A 22681-nucleotide genomic window follows, 5' to 3' on the forward strand; every position below is an offset into this window, starting at 1 on the left:
TAGGATTAGGCGATAGTGCAATGCCTACTGATGGCGATCGCCAGAATGATTGCCTAGAAACGATAGCAAGTCCTTCAAAATTATGAGCGACCAGATGATCAAACGGATGCTCTAGATAAATTGTGTTGTACCATTTGTGCTAAATTCGCCTCAGTTAAATAGCGTCGTTCAGAACAATAGGTCATCAAATACACTCCATTCATCATCCGTACTGTGCTGACGCGCACCCGAAAATCATCGGTCATAAACCAGCAGCGTTCCTGACCTTGGTTGGTTTCATATTCGGTATCGATGGTTAAAATACCATCTTGTCCGAACCAGTAACGGCTAACTACCGGAATTTTTTCTACATAGCCTTGGTTGCGGAGCAATTTTCCCGATCGCCCTGTTTCATCATCTGGCACATCAATTAAGACAGCGACACGATCCTGATTGGGTTCTTGATCGTCGTCATGTTCTTGCCACATAAAGGTAGCACCTCCCTTAGCACTAGCTGGATCGATACCTTGCGGCTGGCAGATTGCTTTTACCCGTGGGTCATCAAGTGCGATCGCGCCTACATAAAGCTTTGATTCTCCCGATTGATCCGGCACCGTATCAAAGTGATGCACCGTGCGTTGGGTAAACCAGACCCCTTCACTCTTACGGAAAAACTCCGTCATGGTCATTGGTGGTACAAAAGGCATAGCTGATCCCCCTAATGATTGTAGATAGGTCGCGGTACAATACCCCTAAATAATCTCACGATTTCAACTCATGATCAGCAGGGATCAGAAGACACCTCAAGAAGTTTTGGCTGTCCTCAAGGCAGGATTTGCTCTAACTCAAGAAGATTTATATCAATTCAACCTCAGTGGTTTAGAACTGCAAAGAGCTAATTTGCATCAAGCTACTTTGATTCGAGCGAATCTCAGCAAAGCGGATCTCAGTGCTGCCGATCTCAGTGGCGCTGATTTACGCGCAGCCGATCTTAGCCAAGCGATTTTAAGGGATGCCAATTTACAGGCAGCTTGTTTGTACCGAGTCGATCTCAGTGGCGCAGATTTACGAGGAGCTATTTTGACCGATACCAAGCTGGTAGGGGCAATATATGATAGCCAAACCCTGTTTCCCGAAGGCTTTAATTACAAATCCTCTGGGGCGATTGGGCCAAATGCCTATTTGAATGGCGCCCAGCTGAATACAGCCAACTTGCGTCATGCTGATTTGCAAGGTGCAAGTATGTTGGGAGCATATTTAGGAGGAGCTGATTTAACTCATGCTAATCTTCAAGGAGCACGGCTAAGTCAGGCTGACTTGCGGAAAGCCTGGTTGCCAGGAGTATCTTTACGCAATGCTCGGTTAAATGGAGCTAACCTCGCAGGAGCTGATTTACGAGCAGCAGATTTAACTGGCGTTGATTTCGAGCATCTGGAAAGCATTGCTGGAGCAGATTTTACCCATGTTCAAGGACTAAGTGACGAAATGCGATCGCGTCTCCTTAGCCAACCAGCACAAGAGCTAGATACACCTCATGCTTTAACCCGCCGTACTACACGCGCTAGCCTAGAAACTAAGTAGGTCGCTGAGATAAGGCAGGGGGCAGGAGGTGAGGGGACAAGGGGCAGGGGGCAGAGGGAAAAAGAGTTTTAGCGTTGTTGACTTTTATTCACACAGTTTGAGGTTATTGTTATGAAAGTTTGAGAATGGGGGCAAAGAGGACAAGGAGGAGAAACAACTCAAAGTTATTTCCTATTCCCCATTCCCCATTCCCTATTCCCTTCTTAAGATTTAGTAGCTGTCCAGTCTTTTTTCAGCAACGCCAGAAAGGTAGCAATTCCTTTAGAAAATCCTAGTGGGTCGGGTAGAACATACTGCGGAAATTCTTCATACGGCCGCCACGGCTCTGAAGAATTATGTCGCAGGTGCAAAACGCGATCGTTCCCTTCCAATTTCCAGAGCATTTGACCGCCAGTGGGAATTTCAGCCATTTGTTTCTCCTATGGTGCAAACAATAATACTCAGTCACAGTTTGCTCTTTCCCAATTCTGCCAGTCTAAATATTAATTTATGTCAACATTGCTACAAAATTTCTAGACTTTTGTGTTGAATTGCTGTAAGAGCATAGATAAATTATAGGTGTTCATCACTGAGTTAGGCATAACTCAAAGAAATAGTTTTTTCTACCTAGTGGTAGAGTCAGCCTCAACTCTTGGAGACGCCACGCGAACGTGGAAGTCAAAAGTCAAAATTAAGAACCCCATAAATGAATTTAGTTGCTCTGCATCCAAATTATTTTTTAGATAAAAGTCAACAGTAAATATTCTCCTCTGTCCCCTTGTCCCCTTGTCCCCGCTCCTCAAAAGATTAAATTCTCCATTGCCGCCCCCACCACCCGATGATCGGCATCCTGCCTCAGTTGCACCAGGGCTTCCTTGGCTTCAGGAGTATCAAAGTGCTTGAGGGCATAAGCAACTCGTACCCGAATATATTCAAACTCAGAATTTTTCATGTTTAGGAGTTGGGACAAAGCTACCTCAGACTGACGGGAAGCCGCCAATGACCCCAGCGCATCTATAGATGCTTCTTGGACTGCGGCATCGTCACCTTCTAGCCCCAGAATACAAACCTCTACAACTTCTTCAGGGCAATCCATTTCTACCAAGGCTGCTAAAATACTGCGACGTACCAACCAGTGATCGTCTCGTAAAAATGTCTGCACCAGATGAGAGGCTGAAATTCTGCCAAACAAGGACAGGGAATTAGACGCTTCTGCGCGGACATTTGGGGTGTTATCAAATTTCATAATTTGCAACAGGGCAGCAAAGGATTCTGAGGTTTTTTGCTTGCCTAACTCCCTAGCAACAAAGGTTCGCACCAGAAATTCTGGGTCTTGGATATGGCGGTTGAGCAAAGGAAAAGCAACATCTGCCGGATAATCTTGCAGGGCAGAAATCGCCTTCAGGCGGTATTGAAAATCCGAGTTTTGCAGATCGGTTTCGATTTGACTGAGATCCATAGAATTGACAATCTGAAATTAAGTGACAGTTTCAAACCCTTCTCAAAGCCCTTCAGGAATGGGAAAGCGTTCTCCTTTTTGGTAAGCGGCGAAGTGCTGCTTAAAGTACAGTGTACTGGTCATATTTGGTTCGTTACTCTGGTCGGGTGTAAATTCATATATCGGCACTTGTTCCCGAATCAGTTGAATCAGATTAGGATGGAGTTGTTCAAAGGATTCAACCCGAGTCGTTGTTGTCTCAAATCGTAAGCGGGCTGGATGACCATAGCCCAGTTTCATCCAGGGTAACCAGGGACAGTCTCGCGCCCAAGTGGCTGAAGGAAGATTCTTCACCCCTGGCCGGGAAATGTGGCTGGTGAAGTATTCTGTCCCATTAAAGGTTTCACCGGGACAATAATCTCGGTATTTGGGATCTGCTGCTAATGGATGAGGATAGGTCAAGGGAATTTCTACGACAGAAGTAACATAGTCTTGTCCTTTGGGAATCACCGTCATTTTCGGTCGAACAGCCCCCTGCACTATGCGATTGGCAATATGCACGATCGCTACAGCAGAACGAGTAGAATCGGGTTGCCATGTATGCAGGATTTCTTGGGTTTGTGGATCGCAAAATAGACCTAACTCCCGATTGATCCGATAACCTACCTGTTCAAACTCAGGATCGGAACGAATAAAAACTTTGGTTGCATTCATCCCAATAATCGAGAATAATTTCTCTCGTGGGCGTTTGCCTGTTTCTTGCCACCAGACTTCTCCCTCCCAGCGATAGTAAAGCTGCTGACCATGATACTTTCTATAGAAATCAAGGTTATTAACTGTGTAGTCTTCTGAATTGTTCATAGTTTCCCTTTTGAGTTTCCTAACAATTTACCGCTACAGTGTTACTAACTAGCCCTGCTGAAATTTTGAAAAAGGGCAGGAGTTCTACTTTTCAACCAGTCTATTAATAGTTTTGACCATGACTCAGCCACAATTGAGTGAAAAAGTTCGAGAACTGATTCAAAAAGCAAGGATTGTCAGTTTTGCTACTTGGCAAAATACCCATCCAGCAGAGGCTATTGGGCTATTCCAGGCGGCTGACGATCAAGGACGCTATCTCACTGATGAAGATTTGCAGCAGATTCAGCAGCTTGTATCAGCAAATACAGAACTCGTTGCCGTAAGTCAGAGGTTACGCGATCGCGTCCGTGAAATCGTAGATGAAGCCAGAACCCATGTATTGGCTACATTCCCCAATATTATCCAACCCGGTGGTGGACTCTACCCAGTAGTAAGGGCAGATGCCTGTTGGCGTGATTTTTGGCACTTTTTACGCTGTATTACTTACGGTATCGCCGGACAGCACACCGACTATACTAGCACCGAAGGATTACACTATATGCAACTGTTGTATCAAGAGTTACAAGTACCTTTAGATGCAATGGTTGTAGGATTAGAAGGTATTAAAACTGCCAGTTTAAAGCGAGTGGAACCCGAGCAACAAGCAATCGTTGCTCCCTACTTCGATCATCTAATTGAGCAATTAAAGCAATTTAGCTAATTATTGGTGCGATCGCTTGGGGCATTAACAGTTAAATGAATCAATTTTGGATTTTTGATTTTGGATTTTTGATTGGCCCCATGCACACCACTTGCTCTACTTAGGGTAGATATTTTAGTTGTCTTAAAACTACACCCTACACCCTACCCTGACAAGGTTTCAGCTTAACTGACTGCGAAACTTACTAATACTAATAGTTAATAACACAACAGCAAAGGCGACTAAAGCCAAAACATTCATCCACAGTACATCTAAGCCAACACCTTTGAGTAAAAGACCTCGAACGATCGCAATGTAATGACGGAGGGGATTGAGTAAAGATAGCGTTTGAAACAAAGGTGGCATGGCTTCAATAGGTGCGATCGCTCCAGAAGTTTGTACCATTGGTAAATTAATAAAGAAAGCTGTCAAAACTACCTGTTGTTGGGAACTATTCACAGTAGCTAACAAAATACCCAAGCTAATCCCAACAAATACATACATACTTGATAGAGCCAAAAATAGCAGAAAACTACCTCGAAATGGTACATGAAATATTACTGTTGCTAAAGTGGTGGCTAATAAAACATCTCCCATTAATAAAAATGCTAAAGGGACAATTTTCGATAGTAATATTTGCCAGTTAGCAGCCGGAGTCATTAGTAATTGTTCTAAAGTACCCGTATCTTTTTCCCGGACTACAGTAATTGCTGATACTAATGTTCCAATTAATGTTAAAACTAAACCCATAACTCCTGGTACAAAAAACCAACTACTCGTCAGTCCAGGATTGTAAAGAAATACAACTTCGGGTGAAACCGGGGGATTTACTTTACCTTGGGTTAATTGTAGATTATATTGCTGGATAATTTGATTCATATAATTTCCGGCAATCCCGGCTGTATTAGCATTTACAGCATCAATAAATACTTGAATTTCTGCTGATTTTTGTGCCAGTTGACGCGGAAAATCGGGAGGAATTATTACCCCAACATCTAGCTTTCCTTCTTCTACCTGACGACTCAATGCTTTTTCACTGCTTGGTACAGATTCTAAAGTGAAAATCCGATTTGATGTCATGGCTGAAACTAACTCTCGACTAGCACTAACGTTGGCATAATCAATGACACCTAATCGCAAGTTATGAACGTCGGGATTAAGGATAAATCCATAGAGTAATAATTGAACTGTTGGCGGGACAACTAACAGAACAATTAATTGCTTGTTGCGGAGAATTTGATTAATTTCTTTCCGCATTAATGACCAAAATGGACTATCAAATAATCGCTGAATAAGTTTCATAAAATTACTTTTTATTTAACCATAGAGACGCAGAAAAGCCAGTGCGTTACGCTCGTTGTAGCAACTAGCGCGACACAGAGAAATTAATTTGGTAATTGCATTCGGCTTAAAACTCGGCGTGATACGTTGAAAAATACAAATCCCAAAGCTGCAAGCATGAGTAAATCAAACCAAACTCCGGCAAATCCTGTACCACGCACGAAGGCGTCACGAGTGATATCGATATAATAACGCGCCGGAATTATGTTAGGTAGTAATGATAAGGGAAAAGGAATATTGTTGAGGGGATAAATAAAACCTGAGAGTAATAATGATGTGATAAAGCCTACAAGAGAAACACCTTGTACAGCAGCATTTTGGTTACTACTGCGGACTCCTAAAAGCAATCCAAAAAAAACGCTATCTGTCAGAAATAGTAAAGTACCAAGTACTAATATTATGGGATTGCCAACTATGCCAACTTGGAAAATAATTGAGCCTAATATCATAACTACTAATGCCTCCATGATGGCAATTAATAAGTATGCTAATCCTTTACCAAGTAATAGTTCAGTGGCATTAATACTAGAAGCGTAGACTTGTAAAATTGTTCCTTTTTCTTTTTCCCGTACCATTGCGATCGCAGAAAGCAATGAAGGAAAAATCCATAGTACAACTCCGTAAGTTCCTGGCACAATATACAGTGATTCTAATCTCCCAGGATTAAACCATAGACGCATTCTTGCTGTAATACTACTATTAGCAGGTATCAGTCCATGCTCTTGCATGAAAAAGTTTGTCACTCTTTGAATACTATTTCTAATTACACGGGCATTGTTAACATCAGTAGCATCGATTAACACTTGAAAATTTGTATTTCTACCTGCTTGAATATCACGGCTAAATTCTGGCGGAATAATTACTGCGGCTTTAGCAATTCCTTTATCTATTGCATCGCGTGTAGGATTGCCACCAGACCATTGTTTAGGCACAAATTGATTGGTGGCATACAGTCTTTCAATATAACTGCTACTTAGGTTTGTACGACTGAAATCTTGGACAATTAAGGGAATATCTTTACTCTCTAACCTAATGGCAAAACCAAAAATTATTAAACTAATGAATGGCAATAAAAATGCTAGTGCCAACGTCAGGCGATCGCGGCGGAATTGGGCTATTTCTTTTACACATTGGGCAATAATTCGTTTCATATATATTAAGTACGGCTTTAGCTAAAATCAGAGTGTTTTTAAACGCAGAGGAACGCGGAGGTTTTTGGAGGATAATTTGCTGCATACTCATTTTCTATTTTTGCGATCGCTGTACTATACCAATAAAAGCATCTTCTAAAGAAAAAGGAATCGGGCGTAAAGAATTGATAGTAATTTGATTAGCTTCTAAAAGTTGAGTTAGTTGATTTATTTCCTGTTCAGGATGATCGAGAACAACGTGTAAACTATCAGCGAAAATCGAGATGCGCCAAGGCTCGAAATGTTGTTTGAGTATCTTGGAAGCTACTTGGTTTTGATTGACAATAATTTCTATTAATTGTCCCGGTTGCGAGGCTTTGATAGAACTTGGTGAACCTTCGGCGACAGTTTCTCCTGCAACCATAAAACTCATGCGGTTGCACTGTTCAGCTTCTTCTAGATAGTGTGTTGTCACTAAAATAGCTGTACCGTTGCGGGCAAAGTCATTAATCAGCTTCCAAAACTGGCGACGCGCCAGGGGATCTACCCCCGATGTGGGTTCGTCTAAAAATAAAATATCTGGTTCGTGCATCACACAAGCACCGAAAGCAACTCGTTGCTTCCAACCACCTGGTAGCTGTCCAGTAATCATATCTGCTTGTCCTTCTAAACCACAGGTAGCAATTACCCAATCAATTTTTTCCCGTCGAAGTTTGCGAGGTACGCCGTAGACTCCGCTATAAAATTCGAGATTTTGCAGAATAGTTAAATCGTCGTAAAGTGTGAATTTTTGACTCATGTAACCAATACGTCGCCGTAAGTCTGCACTCCGCAGATTTCCGGTTTCACCACCCAAGGAAATTTCACCGCCGCTTGCTGCTAGTAATCCACACAGCATCTTAATTGTGGTGGTTTTTCCAGCACCGTTAGCACCTAACAACCCAAAGATTTCCCCGTAGCGCACTTCAACGTTGACATCTTTAACGGCTTGGAACTTGCCAAAAACACGGTTAAGGTTGTGAGCATATATAGCCAGTGAAGACGCAAATAAAGCATTTGTCTCCTTGTCCCCTTGTCCCCTTGTCCCCTTGTCCCCTTGTCCCCTCTTTCGATAACGAGGAAACGGGAAAAATTGCGGCGCTGAACCTTGTTGTCGCAGGCGCGTGACAAAGACGTTTTCTAATGTGGGTTCGCCATGCTCGATACTGCCAGAAGGTAACTGATGTTGTTGCAGCAGTTCACGGACTTGGATTTCGCCGGAATTTATATCTTCAACAAGGACATCCAAGCGATCGCCAAAAGTTTGCACATCTACTATATTTGTCTGGTCAGTCTGAGATAATATCTCTTCTGTAGCTTGTAAATTTGCTGTTCGCAATTCCAAGCGATGCAAGCCTAAGTTAATCCGTAATTCTTTGGGTGTGCCAATTTCATGAATTTGCCCAGTGTACATCAAAGCCACGCGGTGGCAACGTTCAGCTTCGTCTAGGTATGGTGTCGCAACTACAATTGTCATCCCCTCGGCTGACAATTCTCCTAGCACATCCCAAAATTCCCGCCGGGAAACTGGATCAACACCTGTGGTAGGTTCATCTAATAACAATACTTCTGGTTGAGAAACCAAAGCACAACACAGCGCCAGCTTTTGTTTCATCCCACCAGAAAGTTGTCCCACTAAGCGATCGCCAAATCGCTCTAAATTCATTAATTTTAAATATTTATTGCGGCGTTCCCTTAATAAATCATCTGCTACTTGCCGCAAACCTGCTGCATAACGTAAGTTTTCATCAATACTCAAATCCAAATACAGCGAAAACTGTTGAGTGAGATAACCTGTGATTAATCGGGCATCTCGCGCAGGTTGATTAAATATTTGCACCTCCCCCGCCGTTGCTTCCATCACACCGCCCAAAATGTGAAATGTACTAGTTTTCCCAGCACCATCAGGGCCAATTAAGCCAAACATTTCACCTTTGTTGATACTCAAATCAATTCCCCGCACAGCAGCTAAGTTTCCATAGTGCTTATGCAAACCGCGAACTTCAATTGCTGTGGTTGGCAGATTAGATGATGGGGCTAAGTTTCGAGAGAAAGTAATAATTTGCTGTTTCATTCCCTTCTACCTCCTAGCTTGAAAAGTGGTGTAATGGTCTCAGAGAATGGAGTGTACACGAAGATACCTTTTTCATGGTTGGCAATGAAATTTTTTAATCGGAACTATCTTAAAAGTGCTAAATAAATATTTCCCCCCCTGCCTCCCCTGCTTCCCCTGCTCCCCCTGCTCCCCCTGCCCTCTTACCTGCCCCCTGCCTTCAAACTAATTTCGGCATCTGCTGGCATCCCCATTTTGGCGCAGGGTAAATCTGATTCACTATAAGGTTTTTCGGGGTTAAAGCAGCTATCAGGGTTTTGAACTTTGATCCGAATGCCTACTACTTGTCTGACTCGATCTTTTTGAAAGTAAATATTTTCTGGTGTAAATGAAGCTTGCGGATCGATCGCAATTACTTTACCTTCTAATGGTTTGTCCGGCGCAGAATCAATGAAGATTTTCGTTGTTTGTCCTAGACGCACTTTGCCAATATCACCTTCGGGAATAAAACCTCTAAAATACACTGTTTTGGGGTCAACAATTGTCAAAATATTAGTCTGACTGCTAACTATTGCACCTGGTTCAACACTCCGGGCTGTAACTACTCCATCTAAGGGACTGACTACATTTACATCTTTTTTGGAGTCTGCAATCTGCGTGAGGATTTGCTGATTTGATGCTTGGGCATCTTTAACTTTGGCACGGGCAGAGTTGACTTTCGCCTGTGCAGATTTAAGTTGAGCATAACTTTGCTGCTGCTTTCTAACTAGTGCTGTTAACTGGGCGTTGCGAATGTCAGGATTGAAACCTGTAGTTTTAACTTGAGTTAACGCTCCTGATGTAGCCTGTAATTGTTGGCGTTCGGCATTAACTGCTGCAACTCGTGCTTCTAGGGTTGCGATCGCAGTATCTAAAGTAGTTTGGGCTTGATCGAATTGTTGTTGATTTACCGCCCCTTCTTTTACCAATTGGGCATAGCGATCGCGGTTGATTTTTGCTAAATTAACTTCTGCTGCTGCCTGTTTAACTTGCGCTTGTGCTTGGACTAATGTGGCTCTGGCTGCTGCGACATTTGCTTGTGCCTGCTCAATTCTTCCTTGGGTGTCTCCTTGAGATTGCCGCAAATTCAGTTTGGCTTCGTTAATTTGGCTGTTAATTTCTTGAATTTCTCTGGTGACTCGCTCGACATCTGAAATTGCCTGTTGTTCATCATATTTAGCAGATGTCACTCTTGCTTGAGTACCGAGTAGTTGTTGTTGCAGCAATTGATCGTCTGTGTTGTCTAACTTAATTAACTCTTGCCCCTTTTTAACTGCTGCCCCTTCCCGCACGGCAATTGTCTCAATTCTTCCAGAACGCTTGATCCCAATCTCGGTTTCATAACCCTCAATCCGCCCGCTAACTTGCAGTATATTTGCTGATACTTGCGGTTGAGAGCGCCACACAGCGTAGCCAATGCCACTTACCACCACTAGCCCTATCAGTAAAAAAATGGGTTTTTTGCGGCGTTGCTGCTTCGATACTGGCGTATCTTTAAGATTTTCCGGGGATGTCGGGATAGTCTGAGTCATAGTAGCAGCCTGGATTGTGAAAAATATTTTGTATAAGAGAATGGAAAATTTTGAATTCTTTGTCATCATACTAGACTGTCTAGTATGATATAGCAAGATATACGCAAAAAAATTTACCATTCATGCCTATCAACCCTGCTTTCCAACTAGAAAATCCTTTACCTGCGATCGCTCCAAAGCAAGAGCAAATCTTACAAGGAGCTATACAGATATTTTTGAAGGAGGGTTACGCTAAAACAAGTATGGATCGTGTCAGTGCGTCAGCTGGAGTATCGAAGCAAACGATATACAGTCACTTTCAAGATAAAGAAGGACTGTTTAAAGCGTTGATAGAACGGTTGACGATTACTTGTTTTCAAAGCATTTTTACTATAGAAAAATTACAGGGAGAACCAGCAATTTTGTTGCGTCAAATTGCCGAAATTTATTTAACCAAGGTTGCTGATAATTCCGATTATTTGGCATTATTGCGTTTGATAATCACTGAGTCACAAAACTTTCCCGAACTAGCAAAACTTTATAACCAAATCGTTGTGCAACGAGGTCGGCAAATACTAAGTTACTATTTTGCATCTCATCCAGAACTAGCAATCAGAGATCCAGAGGCAATGGCTCATATTTTTTTAGGTTCGCTAGTATCCTACGTGATTGTAGAGGAAATTTTGCATGGTAAAGAACTTACATCTTTATCACGCGATCGCTTGCTAGACAGCTTAATAAACATGGTCATGAGCCAGTCCCTAAATACGGTTGGATAAACAACAGTACTACAGCCGAAAACTTCGACATCGCCAGCTAACGGGTCATGTACTTTTGCAGGGTAAAGCGATCGCCTCACATGGGATACACCAATATTTACCAATTTTTACCCATGCCTCTGAAAGACCATCAATAAGACTTTTTAGTACATTCCGCATTGAATCTCTCCACCACAGGCTCATTGCTATTAGTGACATCTTTAGTTTTAGCGGTAAGCGAAGCCATGCCGTAGGCTTATACCACAATACAGTTCAGTTAAGCATTTCTTTCTTCTCTCTGCGTCCTTGGCGTCCTTGGCGGTTCGTTAAAAAAATTGAGTTTGACAAAGAGTTTTAGCCTTAACTGAACCGTATTGGCTTATACCAATTCTCCAAAAGGAGGCAACAGATGTAAATCAGGAAAGTCTTGTTGCATCTAAGTTTCTTGATTGCGTTAGCGTTAGCGATAGCGCAGCGTTAGTGAGGAACGAACGTCGGAACGAACGTCGGAACGAGCGTCCGTAGGAGCGTCATTGCGTTAGCGTAGCGGGGCGTTCGCTTTTAGCGTCTCCAAGAGTTGCCCATTGCGAATTGGTATTATCGCTTGTTCGATTAAAGTTGCTGGGAAGCGATCTCTCTACTTAATGCCGAAGCCCACATGCGACATCACAAAAAATTCTGACAACTGAACCTTAAGTACTTGGCTAAAAAGATTCTATTTGATATGGTGAGTTAACATATCAGATTGATATAGCAAAATGCTGAAATTGGCAGTATTGGGACTCTTACAGCGAGAGCCTTTAAATGGTTATCGGCTGAAACAGCAACTTGATATGTTTATGAGTTGCAGTATTTGTGTCAACTATGGGGGGATTTATCCGCTTCTCAAGCGTATGGAAGAACAAGATGAAGTGATGCTATGGGCGGAACAGGTACAAGAAGATGGGAACTGTGGAAAAATATATCAGATTACACCCCACGGTAAAAGCACTTGGTATCAAGAGATGCTGGCATACCCTCATGAAAGTTGGGTAAATGCGCGATCGCGGTTCTTAATCAAATTTTTTTTCTTTAGTTATTTATTACCTGAAGAACGAGTGCAGTTAATTGAACATCGATTAATGTCATGTCGGTTACGCCTGGTAGACAAAAAAGCACTTGAAATTACTGATGATTTATATCGAGCGAAATTACAAAAACGGGCAATTGAAGTGATCCAATCGGAGATTGAGTGGCTAGTTGAGCAACTTCAAACAGAACAACTCCAATTAGCTCAAACGCCAACTCCAGTAAAAGAGCTTTAACATCCAAAACTTTTGAAGTATCCTAACTAACTATGTGGATCGTCAAAATTGCTTTACGTCTTCCGTATACATTCGCGATCGCAGCTTTGATGATTGTGATCCTTGGTGTAGTAACGATATTTAGTACACCAGTTGACATCTTTCCCGCAATTAACATTCCGGTTGTCAGCGTAGTTTGGACTTACACTGGTACCACATCTGAGGAAATGGCACAGCGAATTGTCACCATTAGCGAACGCGCTATGACAACAACCGTTGGTGACATCGAACACATTGAATCTCAATCTTTAAGTGGTGTTAGTGTCGTCAAGGTTTTCTTTCAACCCAACGCTAATATCGCCTCAGCCGTCGCTCAAATCACCTCTGTCAGTCAAACAATTCTCCGCCCTTTGCCACCGGGGATCACACCGCCATTTATCATTCAATACAATGCTTCTTCGGTGCCGATTATCCAGATGAGTGTTAGTAGCAAAACCTTGCCAGAAGAAGCACTCTTCGACTATGCTACCAACTTCGTCCGCACCCAATTAGCAACAGTGCAAGGAGCGAGTGTACCTCTGCCCTATGGTGGTAAACCTCGGCAAATTATGGTTGATATCGATCCCCAAGCGATGTTGGCTAATGGCATTTCTGCCCAAGATGTGACGAATGCTGTCAGTGCCCAAAACCTGGTTTTGCCCGCAGGGGATATGAAAATAGGCGATCGCGATTTCGCCGTACAAATTAACAATAGTCCAGATGTGGTGGCAGCACTCAACGACCTACCCATTAAACAAGTTAATGGTACTATCATTTCCATTCGTGATGTTGCCCAGGTAAGAGATGGCTTTGGTGTGCAATCGAACATTGTACGTCAGAATGGCAGGCGATCGAGCTTACTTAGTATCCTAAAGAGTGGCAATGCCTCAACTATTGATGTGATCGAGCGAGTCAAAAAAACTTTGCCTCGCATCCAATCCACCTTACCCCCAGAACTGAATTTAGCGTTTTTGTTCGATCAATCCATATTTGTGAAAGCTTCTATTCAAGGCGTTCTCAAAGAAGGATTGATTGCAGCCTGTCTCACCGCGCTGATGATTTTGATTTTCCTGGGAAGTTGGCGCAGCACTGTAATTGTAGCCGTATCAATTCCCCTCTCAATGCTGGTTTCGGTCATTGTCATGAGTCGTTTGGGACAAACTTTCAACATCATGACATTAGGTGGTTTATCCTTAGCTGTTGGTATTTTAGTAGATGATGCCACAGTAGAAATTGAAAATATTCATCGAAATCTTGGACAAGGTAAACCAATTAAGAGAGCAATCTTAGATGGCGCTCAACAAATCGCTACTCCAGCACTTGTAGCAACATTATGTATTTGTATTGTTTTTGTGCCGGTCGTGTTTCTAAATGGAGTCGCAAAGTATCTATTTGTCCCGCTAGCGATGGCGGTAGTATTTGGGATGCTTGCTTCTTATGTGCTATCTCGGACTGTAGTCCCGACGATGGCAAGTTATCTTTTACCACATGAAATAGATTGGCATAGAGAAAGCGAGGAGCATAATAGTAATAACAACCATCATCATCTAGATCCGGCAGTTCAAAACAATAATGGTAATAACAATCATCATCTAGATCCAACAATTCAAAATAATAATAGTCATAGCGACAACCACCAAACAGAAGAGACAACAACGAAAACTGCCAAACCTGTAAAGAAAGATTGGATATGGCAGTTACACGAAAAGTTCAACCGACAATTTGAGAAATTTCGTAGTTGGTATTACAACGTCCTGAACTCAGCATTAAATCACCGTCGTATAGTCTTTGTGCTGTTTGGTGCATTTATCGTCAGTGCAGGAGTTTTGTTGCCGTTCGTTGGTCAAGACTTTTTCCCGGAAGTCGATGGTGGTCAGTTTAGCCTACACGTTCGAGCCTTACCTGGTACTCGTTTGGAAGAGACAGAAAGAATTGTCAGCCAAGTTGAAGACGTTATCCGCCAGACTGTACCAAAAGCTAATCTCGCTCTGATTCTGGATAATATCGGCTTACCCACCAGTGGCATTAACCTTACTTATGGCTACAACGGTGCGACAATTGGGCAGGCTGATGCTGATATTCTTGTGTCCCTAAAAGAATCTGGTGCAACTTCTTCTTACATCAAGGAACTCCGCCAGAAATTGAAAGCGACATTTCCCAACTATACCTTCTTTTTTGAGCCAGCTGATATTGTTACCCAAATTCTCAATTTTGGTTTGCCTGCTGCTGTTGACGTGCAAATATCTGGCCCTCTGAAAAACTCAAAAGCCAACTTTGAAATTGCCCAAAAAATCGCCGACCGGATGACGCGCATTCCTGGGGCTGTGGATGTACATCTCCAGCAAGTTGTCGATGCTCCCAAATTACGTCTTGATGTCGATCGCACCGAGGCTCAACAATTGGGTATGACCCAGCGTGATGTTGCCAATAGCGTTCTCACTTCCTTAAGTTCAAGCGGTCAAGCTGCAATCAACCAATGGCTTGATCCCAAAAAAGGCGTGAGTTACACCCTGGCTGTACAAGTTCCCCAGTATAAACTTGATTCTATTGACAGCCTGAAAAATACGCCAGTTAGCAACGGTCAAACTGCACCACAACTTTTAGGTAACTTGGCTACTGTCAAACGCGATACAGTGATGCAAGTTGTGAATCACTACAACATTCAGCCAGTTTTCGATATCTACGCTAACTCCTCTGGTCGTGACCTGGGGGGAGTTGCTAACGATGTCAATCGAATCATTGCTGATTATCAGAAAAAATTGCCTAAAGGAAGTCAGATTAATGTCCGGGGGCAAGTGCAAACCATGAACTCTTCCTTTCTGGGACTTGGTTTAGGACTTGTGTTTGCAATTGTGCTGGTTTACTGCTTAATGGTGGTGAACTTCCAATCTTGGCTTGATCCCCTGATTATTATGATGGCATTGCCAAGCGCTTTAGCAGGGATCATTTGGATGCTGTTTGTGACCCGTACCACTCTTAGTGTCCCTTCGTTAATGGGTGCAATTATGAGTATCGGTGTAGCGACATCAAACAGTATTCTTATGATCACTTTTGCTAATGAGCAACGTGTAGAAGGTAAAAATGCCTATGGTGCAGCGTTAGCGGCGGGCTATACAAGGTTGCGTCCGGTTTTGATGACTGCCTTAGCGATGCTGATTGGGATGGTGCCAATGTCTCTGGGTCTTGGTGAAGGTGGTGAGCAGAATGCACCTTTGGGTCGCGCTGTAATTGGTGGCTTGTCAGCTGCAACAGTCGCTACTCTGATCTTTGTACCTGTCGTATACAGCATTATGCGCCGTCAAGCACCTCATCCGATTGATGAGGATGAAGACGATTTAAATTTCTCAGATCCACAGACAGCCTACTCGTTATCATCATCTCAAAGCAAGTCATGAGCAATTTAAAAGGTCGCTCCCAAGATTCTCTAACTTCTCTACGACACGCTACGCGAACAGCTTAAGCTTGTTGGGGACGGCAGATGCTCCACTTGGGGACTGGATACTGGGGAAGAAATTCTTTGAAAATTTGGTTGGGTTTAAATCCCCATTCAAATCTTCCCCAATCCCCAGTTTAATGACTCTAGCTGCTAAATTTCTGCAAACTAGATAATATGGAACGGTTTATTTATGGATTCTCAGCATCCCCCATCTCCTGATTCTGAACAACAAACGACTTCTAGAAAACAAAAGCGTGGTATTGGTGGAATTGGTTGGGCTGTAGTTGGTGTTGTTTTTTTTGGTAGCCTACTGGCTATAGGTATTTTGCCCCGGTTAAGCCAGAGGTCAGAATTACAAGCAGCAGTCAAGGAAGCAAGCACCATCCCCTCTGTTAAGGTGTTTACTCCCACTCGCGCTACTGCTAGTACCAAATTGGAACTACCTGGTAGTATTGTAGCCCTTAATCAAACGACCATCTACGCTCGTAGTACTGGGTATTTACGGCGGTGGTATGCGGATATTGGCGATCGCGTCCGGGCTGGTCAGTTGTTGGCAGAGATTGATTCACCAGACACTGATCAGCAAGTTCTGCAAGCAAATGCAGAGTTAGTGCAAGCACAAGCTAATGTGTCTCAAAGTCGTGCTAATTTGGCTAAAGGTATTTCTGATTTGAAGCAAGCCCGCGCTAATCTATTGATCGCACGTCAAAGCTGGGAGCGCTGGGAAGTTCTTGTTAAGCAAGGTGCAGTCCCTCAACAAGATGCTGATACAAAATATGCCACATATCAGGCTAATATTGCCAACGTTGAGGCAGCACAAAATACTGTTAGTTCTGACTCTGCCAGCGTCAAAGCAGCAGAAGCTAACGCCCACGCAAGTCTTGCAAACTTTCAGCGTAATAGGGTATTACAATCTTATAAGAAAGTCACTGCTCCCTTTGCCGGAGTAATTACCTCACGTAACGTCAATTCAGGTGTTTTAATTTCAGCAGGTAATAGTAGCACCAGTACTAGTAGTAGCATCAGTACCAGCAACAGTAATACTAGCAACACCAGCCTTTATACTATTGCTGCTTATGACAAACTAAACGTGAATGTGAATGTTCCGCAGAGTTTATCACAGTCACTACAGACTGGACAAACAGCGCAAATTACAGTCAGAGAGTTACCACAACGAGTGTTTACGGGTAAAGTAGTGCGTACTAGCAACGCTATAGATCCAAATACTCGCACTTTGCTAACACAATTAGAAGTACGCAATTCGGACGCGACGCTGCGACCTGGGATGTATGCTAGTGTCAAATTTGCTATTAATCGTAACGATCCTCCTTTTATTGTGCCAGATAGTGCCTTAGTCGTTAACGGTGGAGGTACGCAGGTAGCAATTGTAACTAATGAAAAAAAGGTGCATTATCAAAAAGTTACTGTTGGGCGAGATTATGGTACTGAAGTAGAAATTACATCAGGTTTGACAGAAAATGAATCGCTCATTGCTACTCCTACGGTTGATGAGATAGAGGGTTTACGCGTACAGCCAGTTGTACAAACAAAAACAAAATAGTAGTCTGTCTCATTAATTTTCATGAGTTCGTAGTAAGCACAAAGCGTGCTTAAAAATCCAGGACTAAAGTCTTGACTACGAACTTGTTCACCCATCAATTTCAACTTGACAGACTATATCTCAATACGGTTCATTGCTATGGAACAAACAAACCCCGAACGCCATGAATACCGCATGGAGAGGTTATATCATGTCCGGCAAAAGACTTATCATTAAGAACGCAGAAAGCAGGGGGAAAGAGGTTTTTCTGATTTTTGCACAGATGCGGTAATCATAAGTGATTAATCGGACTTGATATTATTACTATGTCGGGATGTTCGGAATGTCATAGTGCGATCGCCAGCAACTGTAACGATCGCTGGCTATGGCAAGTTCACTCTCACCTTGAGCGCACGATTATGCTGCACAGTTTAAACGTGGAAATTCCCCTGACTGAAATCTATCGTCGAATTAATTTTTAAGGCTGCTTAACTCTCTGACAATAATACTGACAGGAATTTTCATGAATCAATCTCTAATCATATTAGATTGCTTCTCAATTATGACTTTTGAGTGATAAATTTTATCAGAGGCTTTATCCTTTGGAACTGATTAGTGGGACTCGTTACCAAAAGAAGCACTCCCAAGAAAGCTAGAAAAAGTAAACAGCATCCAACCGAAACAAATATGCTTTTGGGTTTGCCAATCGTATCTGGCTTCTATCGTCGGGATTGTGTTAGCTTCAACGATTTCTAATCCCCAGTAGCCCAATGCGCTGATGCCAAACAACATAGTGCTGACAATAGACAATTTAGCGATGACTTTGAAAATGTAATTGCTTAAAGTAGGCGGTGTCTGAAACGATTGTCTGTGACGATGATAAATAGTGAGTTCACTTGGAGCTACAACCAAAACACGTTTTGGTTTTTGTTGAGTGAGTTGGCAGACAACTTGTTTATTATCAGTCATGGGTCAAACCAAAGCCTGTTGGTTGTAGCTAGATTATTTTCAGTAATTATATTGTAAACTTTCGTCAGATAAATGTGGTTAAATTTACATAAAATTTCCACATTTAGAAAAGATATTCTAATGATTAAGCGATGTCATACGAAAAAACCCATAGGACAAACAAGCAGCGTGATTCGATTTTTAAGCAGTGGTTAAATCGGGATGAACTATTTTCTTGTGAGTCCGTGTCAGTCACAGCTCAATAGCATCGCCAATCAACTCATCATCCGTCCAAATTGTTTGCTGGGGTAATGTGATGAATTTACAACCTGATACTTCAATCACTTTCAACCTGCTTGCTATATTCGGTTTCCTCAGTTAAAAGCCATTGAAGGAATAAACCTGAGCTTTAGGGGTAGATAAATATTCTATTAATGACTCTTAAATATACATTTGTTATCTTTCACTAGGAAGACGCGATCGCACAACTGCTTTCGTAGGATGGTAAAAGTCGATGGCTTGTAATCGCATTACTCCCATTTGCAGTCAGCTATTGCAAGTAAAGCAGTTTAGGACTTTTGAACATTATGAATCAGACGTTGACTCGTCCCCTGGCCGTTGTAACGGGTGCCTCAAGTGGTATCGGCTATGAACTCGCCAAACAGTTTGCTCAAAATGGCTTTGATCTGGTTGTCACAGCCACGGGTTCTAGCATCAATGAAGTGATTGGTGCTTTTGAAAAACTAGGTGCTTCTGTTGAAACCATCCAGGCGGATCTTGCCACATACAATGGAGTCGAATCCCTCTATAATCAAATTCAAGCCATTGGAAGACCAGTGGAAGCGATCGCCATTAATGCCGGAGTTGGGGTAGGTGGCAAGTTCACTGAGACTGACCTAAAGGAAGAACTGAATCTGATCGACCTAAATGTGGTGTCATCGGTTCATCTTGCTAAACGGGTAGTCAAGGATATGGTCGAGCGCGGTAACGGCAAAATTCTCTTCACATCCTCAATTGCCGCACTCATGCCTGGCCCATTTGAGGTGGTATATTCAGCCTCAAAAGCCTTTATTCACTCCTTTGCAGAAGGACTCCGCAACGAATTAAAAGACACGGGTGTAACAGTCACAGCGCTCATGCCGGGCCCAACGGATACAAACTTCTTTCACCGAGCCGGGATGGATGATACCAAGGTGGGTGCAGACAAGAAGGATGACCCAGCTATTGTTGCTAAACAGGGGTTTGAGGCTCTGATGGCAGGTAAGGATGACCTGGTTGCAGGCTCATTAAAAACCAAAGTTCAGGGCAATATCAGCAAGGTTTTGTCAGATACAGTTAATGCAGAACAGCACCGCAAACTCACTGAGCCAGGAGCCGCTAATAATTAATTGTAATCAGGGAAAAATCCTATGGTCAGTCAATTGCAGAAGTTACCGACAGATTAAACATTAAGCACCCTGGAACCTGTTATCCACAAGGAAATACATAATGGCGTTGAATATCAAAGATTTACAGATTCACAGCCCTGCATTTACTTCTCTTGAGCGTATCCCAAAACAGTATACCAGCGACGGTAAAAACATCTCACCTCCCTTGGAATGGAGTGGATTACCAGCCGGAACCCAGCAATTAGCACTCATCTGTCACGATCCAGATGCGCCCATACCGCAGGGGTTTACTCACTGGTTAATCTATGGAATTCCGCCGACGGTTAACCAGATTGCAGAGGGAGATGGTAGTAAATTTACTGAAGGTATGAACAGTAGCAATCAGCCAGGGTATACTGGGCCTGCTCCACCAAAAGGGCATGGGCTTCACCATTACTATTTCTGGTTATATGCCCTAGATGCAAAGCTTGACCTGAAGTCAAATATCAACCGTGAGGAACTACTGAATGCGATCGCTGACCATGTGATTGAGCAAGCGCGGTTGGTTGGAGTCTATGAATCTTGACATTTATTAATTCTAGAAATCCAAGGAGGGTGTAATACCAATTCGCAATGACGCTCGAAGACTCGCTAACGCAATTCGCAATGGGCAACGGAGACGCTAAAAGCGAACGCCCCGCTACGCTAACGCAATTAAAAAACTTAGAGATACTTGCCTTTCAGGGTTTACATCTGTTTCATAATTTTAGTGAATTGGTATAAGTCGCTGATGGCAAGATAAAGATGTAGCATTCTTCTTTAACCGAAAAAAAATCGGCGGACTAATAGTCTTGTCGCCGAAGTCATCAATGTTTTAATTGCTACTGTTTTGTCTGGCTATCAATTCAGATTTCTGCTCTCAATCGCTTGGAGCATTGGGACTTTGTACATCAATATCAGATGAAGCTAAATTAGGAATTTGCCAGTTGAGTTGCTCGGCTTTGAGTACTTCAATTAGTGCAGTTGGAGCAATGAACTCAAGTTCTTGGGTGTTAGGATTAGTTTTAGCAACTAATTGAGTCCCATCTACAATTTTTAAAATTGCTGGCTCTCCGATTGGCAGTTTTAGCCCAGCAACTTTTGCATCATTTGGCAGGTAAATAGCGTCACAATCCCAGTCTTCATCTGTAGTTTCGCCATGACCGAGATAGTAAAGAGCGTTTGGAGTTGAGTTTTCAGGTTTCCGAGTATAGATAGCTAATGGTTTCCCCGTTTCATTGCGACATCTAGCCCAATCTTCTGAAGTTTCCATAGTCTGTTTTTGCAATTCTAAAGCAGCAATTTTCTGCTGTAGTTCTTCTGCGGTATATCCCATTTGTTCTGGGTTTTTCCTAACTTGCATCAGACTATTAAGCGTTTGAACAACTTTTGGATAGTCAGGGCTATCTTCAGAAATTCTATCTGCCCATGAAGGTTGAGCTAGTCCTATAGTGATCACAAACAGCAAGACGATTAAAATAATTTTCCCAGGTTTCATAAGTTTCTTCTTTTGTGAAAGCATCATTTCTTGGTGAAAATTTGCTTTGAATGCGAAAAGCGTAGATACATCTTCAACATATTGCGACTGACTAATAAAATCAAATACTCTTAATTGTCACAACCATAAGTTAAAGTAATTATTTGACGAACTGAGTAAACATAAGACATCAAACCAATTCGCAATGATGCTCGTTCCTTGTTAACGCAATGGGCTAACGCCCCGCTTTGCTAATGCAATTGAATCAAGCCCGACACAACAGGCAAAAGAGGTTCTATGAATTCGCTGGCTTTAAACCCGTTTAGATTTTAAATTTTGAATCTTCAATCCAAAATTTAAAATCTAAAATTCGGTGGAATTTTCAAGCTACATAGTCAAAAAGCATAGTGGTCATGTAGCGATCAGCCCACTCTTCACCAAAGGATTTCTCTAGAACTCGCCGAGTTTTGTCATTTTGTTGCTGCTTGGTACAGTAATTTCGCTGTCCTGCCAGAACCTTGGAGATGTCAAGATTTGATGTCAGAGGTGTCTGTTGACTAGCAATCTGACAATGAATGGTTAAAAATTCCCGAACTCGATTGAGAAACCTATCTTCTTCTTGAGAGTCCCCAGGACGGACAAATAGACAAAATTCCGAAAAGATATCGCCCCATTCTGGTAAAACTCGTGGTTGGGAAAACTCAAGCCCAGACAAAACAGACAATTGTTGAGAATAGCTTGGTGGTAGAGTGCGATCGCTACTGACGGGAGACAAATCAGCGATCGCCGCACTAATTCCTCCTCGTCCGCCAACCAAATCTGTACCAAAAATCGGTAAGGCATATTCGGGATTAGGGAACATTACACAGTGCAGAATATCTAATCCATTGCCAACCTGAGCCAATTCTAAATGCAGTTTGCGAAATTGCAAAGCTTGGTAGCAATGATTTTCAATGATCAGTCGTTCACCTTCCAAATGTCCCTCAACGTAGCCTAAACCTTCTGGGACAGAGTAAGGGGAGATATCGAGGTACTGTTGCCAAATTTCTTCAATGGAATCCGCTAATCTGTGGATTAAGGGGTGCTGACGGGTTCTTAATGACGTTTGCATAGAGTTCAACATACGCTTCATCTTTGAGAATAGAATTAATATTTACCTTGGCG

At 42.6% G+C, this 22681-nt stretch carries 21 protein-coding genes; 10 read left to right on the plus strand and 11 right to left on the minus strand.

All coding sequences use genetic code 11. From position 1 onward, the window contains the following. Window positions 1-98: 98 nt before the first annotated feature. Window positions 99-686 carry a phycobiliprotein lyase gene (locus RMY00_RS01640; RefSeq protein WP_322645885.1) on the minus strand — a complete coding sequence of 196 codons (588 nt, stop codon included), beginning with the start codon at window positions 684-686 and terminating at the stop codon, window positions 99-101. A 70-nt stretch (window positions 687-756) separates the two neighbouring features. On the opposite strand from RMY00_RS01640, the gene RMY00_RS01645 reads away from it, so the two are divergent. Next, window positions 757-1560, plus strand: a complete 804-nt coding sequence (locus RMY00_RS01645; RefSeq protein WP_322645886.1) for a pentapeptide repeat-containing protein — start codon at window positions 757-759, stop codon at window positions 1558-1560. A gap of 203 nt (window positions 1561-1763) precedes the next feature. Here the strand turns inward: RMY00_RS01645 and RMY00_RS01650 are convergent, their stop codons facing one another. The 3 genes from RMY00_RS01650 to RMY00_RS01660 all read right to left on the minus strand — a co-directional run bounded on the left by RMY00_RS01650 (window position 1764) and on the right by RMY00_RS01660 (window position 3838). Continuing rightward, window positions 1764-1970 carry a hypothetical protein gene (locus RMY00_RS01650; RefSeq protein ID WP_322645887.1) on the minus strand — a complete coding sequence of 69 codons (207 nt, stop codon included), beginning with the start codon at window positions 1968-1970 and terminating at the stop codon, window positions 1764-1766. A 368-nt stretch (window positions 1971-2338) separates the two neighbouring features. Then, the gene (locus tag RMY00_RS01655; RefSeq protein WP_322645888.1) at window positions 2339-2998 is read right to left on the minus strand and encodes a HEAT repeat domain-containing protein; all 660 of its coding nucleotides are present in this window, start codon (window positions 2996-2998) and stop codon (window positions 2339-2341) included. Window positions 2999-3040: 42 nt separating this feature from the next. Beyond that, a complete protein-coding gene (locus RMY00_RS01660) occupies window positions 3041-3838 on the minus strand; it encodes a DUF1838 family protein (RefSeq protein ID WP_322645889.1) in 798 nt (265 codons plus the stop codon). A 118-nt stretch (window positions 3839-3956) separates the two neighbouring features. Here RMY00_RS01660 and RMY00_RS01665 point away from each other — a divergent pair, with 118 nt between their 5' ends. Further along, window positions 3957-4538 carry a phycobilisome protein gene (locus RMY00_RS01665; protein WP_322645890.1) on the plus strand — a complete coding sequence of 194 codons (582 nt, stop codon included), beginning with the start codon at window positions 3957-3959 and terminating at the stop codon, window positions 4536-4538. Between the two features lie 159 nt (window positions 4539-4697). On the opposite strand, the gene RMY00_RS01670 is transcribed toward RMY00_RS01665, so the two are convergent. From RMY00_RS01670 to RMY00_RS01685, 4 genes are all read right to left on the minus strand, one after another. Continuing rightward, complete coding sequence (locus tag RMY00_RS01670) at window positions 4698-5819, minus strand: ABC transporter permease (RefSeq protein ID WP_322645891.1); 1122 nt, start codon at window positions 5817-5819, stop codon at window positions 4698-4700. A gap of 83 nt (window positions 5820-5902) precedes the next feature. After that, window positions 5903-7009, minus strand: a complete 1107-nt coding sequence (locus RMY00_RS01675) for an ABC transporter permease (protein WP_322645892.1) — start codon at window positions 7007-7009, stop codon at window positions 5903-5905. A 94-nt stretch (window positions 7010-7103) separates the two neighbouring features. Further along, window positions 7104-9101: an ATP-binding cassette domain-containing protein gene (locus RMY00_RS01680; RefSeq protein ID WP_322645893.1), complete on the minus strand. Its 1998-nt coding sequence runs from the start codon at window positions 9099-9101 to the stop codon at window positions 7104-7106. Between the two features lie 182 nt (window positions 9102-9283). Continuing rightward, window positions 9284-10651, minus strand: a complete 1368-nt coding sequence (locus RMY00_RS01685) for an HlyD family secretion protein (RefSeq protein ID WP_322645894.1) — start codon at window positions 10649-10651, stop codon at window positions 9284-9286. Between the two features lie 122 nt (window positions 10652-10773). Between RMY00_RS01685 and RMY00_RS01690 the strand changes: the two genes are divergently transcribed. The 6 genes from RMY00_RS01690 (at window position 10774) to RMY00_RS01715 (ending at window position 18168) form a co-directional block, all read left to right on the plus strand. Then, entirely contained in the window at window positions 10774-11409 is a 636-nt protein-coding gene (locus RMY00_RS01690) for a TetR/AcrR family transcriptional regulator (RefSeq protein ID WP_322645895.1), read from the plus strand. Beyond that, window positions 11402-11746, plus strand: coding sequence for a hypothetical protein (locus RMY00_RS01695; RefSeq protein WP_322646028.1), 345 nt, complete (start codon window positions 11402-11404; stop codon window positions 11744-11746). Before RMY00_RS01690 ends, RMY00_RS01695 begins: the two co-directional genes overlap by 8 nt. A gap of 400 nt (window positions 11747-12146) precedes the next feature. Continuing rightward, a complete protein-coding gene (locus tag RMY00_RS01700) occupies window positions 12147-12692 on the plus strand; it encodes a PadR family transcriptional regulator (protein WP_322645896.1) in 546 nt (181 codons plus the stop codon). 32 nt (window positions 12693-12724) lie between these two features. Next, window positions 12725-16105: an efflux RND transporter permease subunit gene (locus RMY00_RS01705; RefSeq protein WP_322645897.1), complete on the plus strand. Its 3381-nt coding sequence runs from the start codon at window positions 12725-12727 to the stop codon at window positions 16103-16105. Between the two features lie 231 nt (window positions 16106-16336). Then, a complete protein-coding gene (locus RMY00_RS01710; protein WP_322645898.1) occupies window positions 16337-17707 on the plus strand; it encodes an efflux RND transporter periplasmic adaptor subunit in 1371 nt (456 codons plus the stop codon). A gap of 305 nt (window positions 17708-18012) precedes the next feature. Then, window positions 18013-18168 (plus strand): hypothetical protein, encoded by a 156-nt coding sequence (locus RMY00_RS01715; protein ID WP_322645899.1) that lies wholly within the window; start codon window positions 18013-18015, stop codon window positions 18166-18168. A gap of 130 nt (window positions 18169-18298) precedes the next feature. On the opposite strand, the gene RMY00_RS01720 is transcribed toward RMY00_RS01715, so the two are convergent. After that, window positions 18299-18655 carry a hypothetical protein gene (locus RMY00_RS01720; protein ID WP_322645900.1) on the minus strand — a complete coding sequence of 119 codons (357 nt, stop codon included), beginning with the start codon at window positions 18653-18655 and terminating at the stop codon, window positions 18299-18301. A 566-nt stretch (window positions 18656-19221) separates the two neighbouring features. Between RMY00_RS01720 and RMY00_RS01725 the strand changes: the two genes are divergently transcribed. Both RMY00_RS01725 and RMY00_RS01730 read left to right on the plus strand, forming a co-directional pair. After that, window positions 19222-20022, plus strand: a complete 801-nt coding sequence (locus RMY00_RS01725) for an SDR family NAD(P)-dependent oxidoreductase (protein WP_322645901.1) — start codon at window positions 19222-19224, stop codon at window positions 20020-20022. A 100-nt stretch (window positions 20023-20122) separates the two neighbouring features. Then, a complete protein-coding gene (locus RMY00_RS01730; protein WP_322645902.1) occupies window positions 20123-20587 on the plus strand; it encodes a YbhB/YbcL family Raf kinase inhibitor-like protein in 465 nt (154 codons plus the stop codon). A 333-nt stretch (window positions 20588-20920) separates the two neighbouring features. On the opposite strand, the gene RMY00_RS01735 is transcribed toward RMY00_RS01730, so the two are convergent. Together RMY00_RS01735 and RMY00_RS01740 are read right to left on the minus strand one after the other, a co-directional pair. Continuing rightward, the gene (locus tag RMY00_RS01735; RefSeq protein ID WP_322645903.1) at window positions 20921-21538 is read right to left on the minus strand and encodes a hypothetical protein; all 618 of its coding nucleotides are present in this window, start codon (window positions 21536-21538) and stop codon (window positions 20921-20923) included. A gap of 361 nt (window positions 21539-21899) precedes the next feature. Further along, window positions 21900-22628 (minus strand): phycocyanobilin:ferredoxin oxidoreductase, encoded by a 729-nt coding sequence (locus RMY00_RS01740; RefSeq protein WP_322645904.1) that lies wholly within the window; start codon window positions 22626-22628, stop codon window positions 21900-21902. Window positions 22629-22681 lie beyond the last annotated feature (53 nt).

This window comes from Nostoc sp. ChiVER01, from assembly GCF_034531155.1.
Classification (GTDB): domain Bacteria; phylum Cyanobacteriota; class Cyanobacteriia; order Cyanobacteriales; family Nostocaceae; genus Nostoc.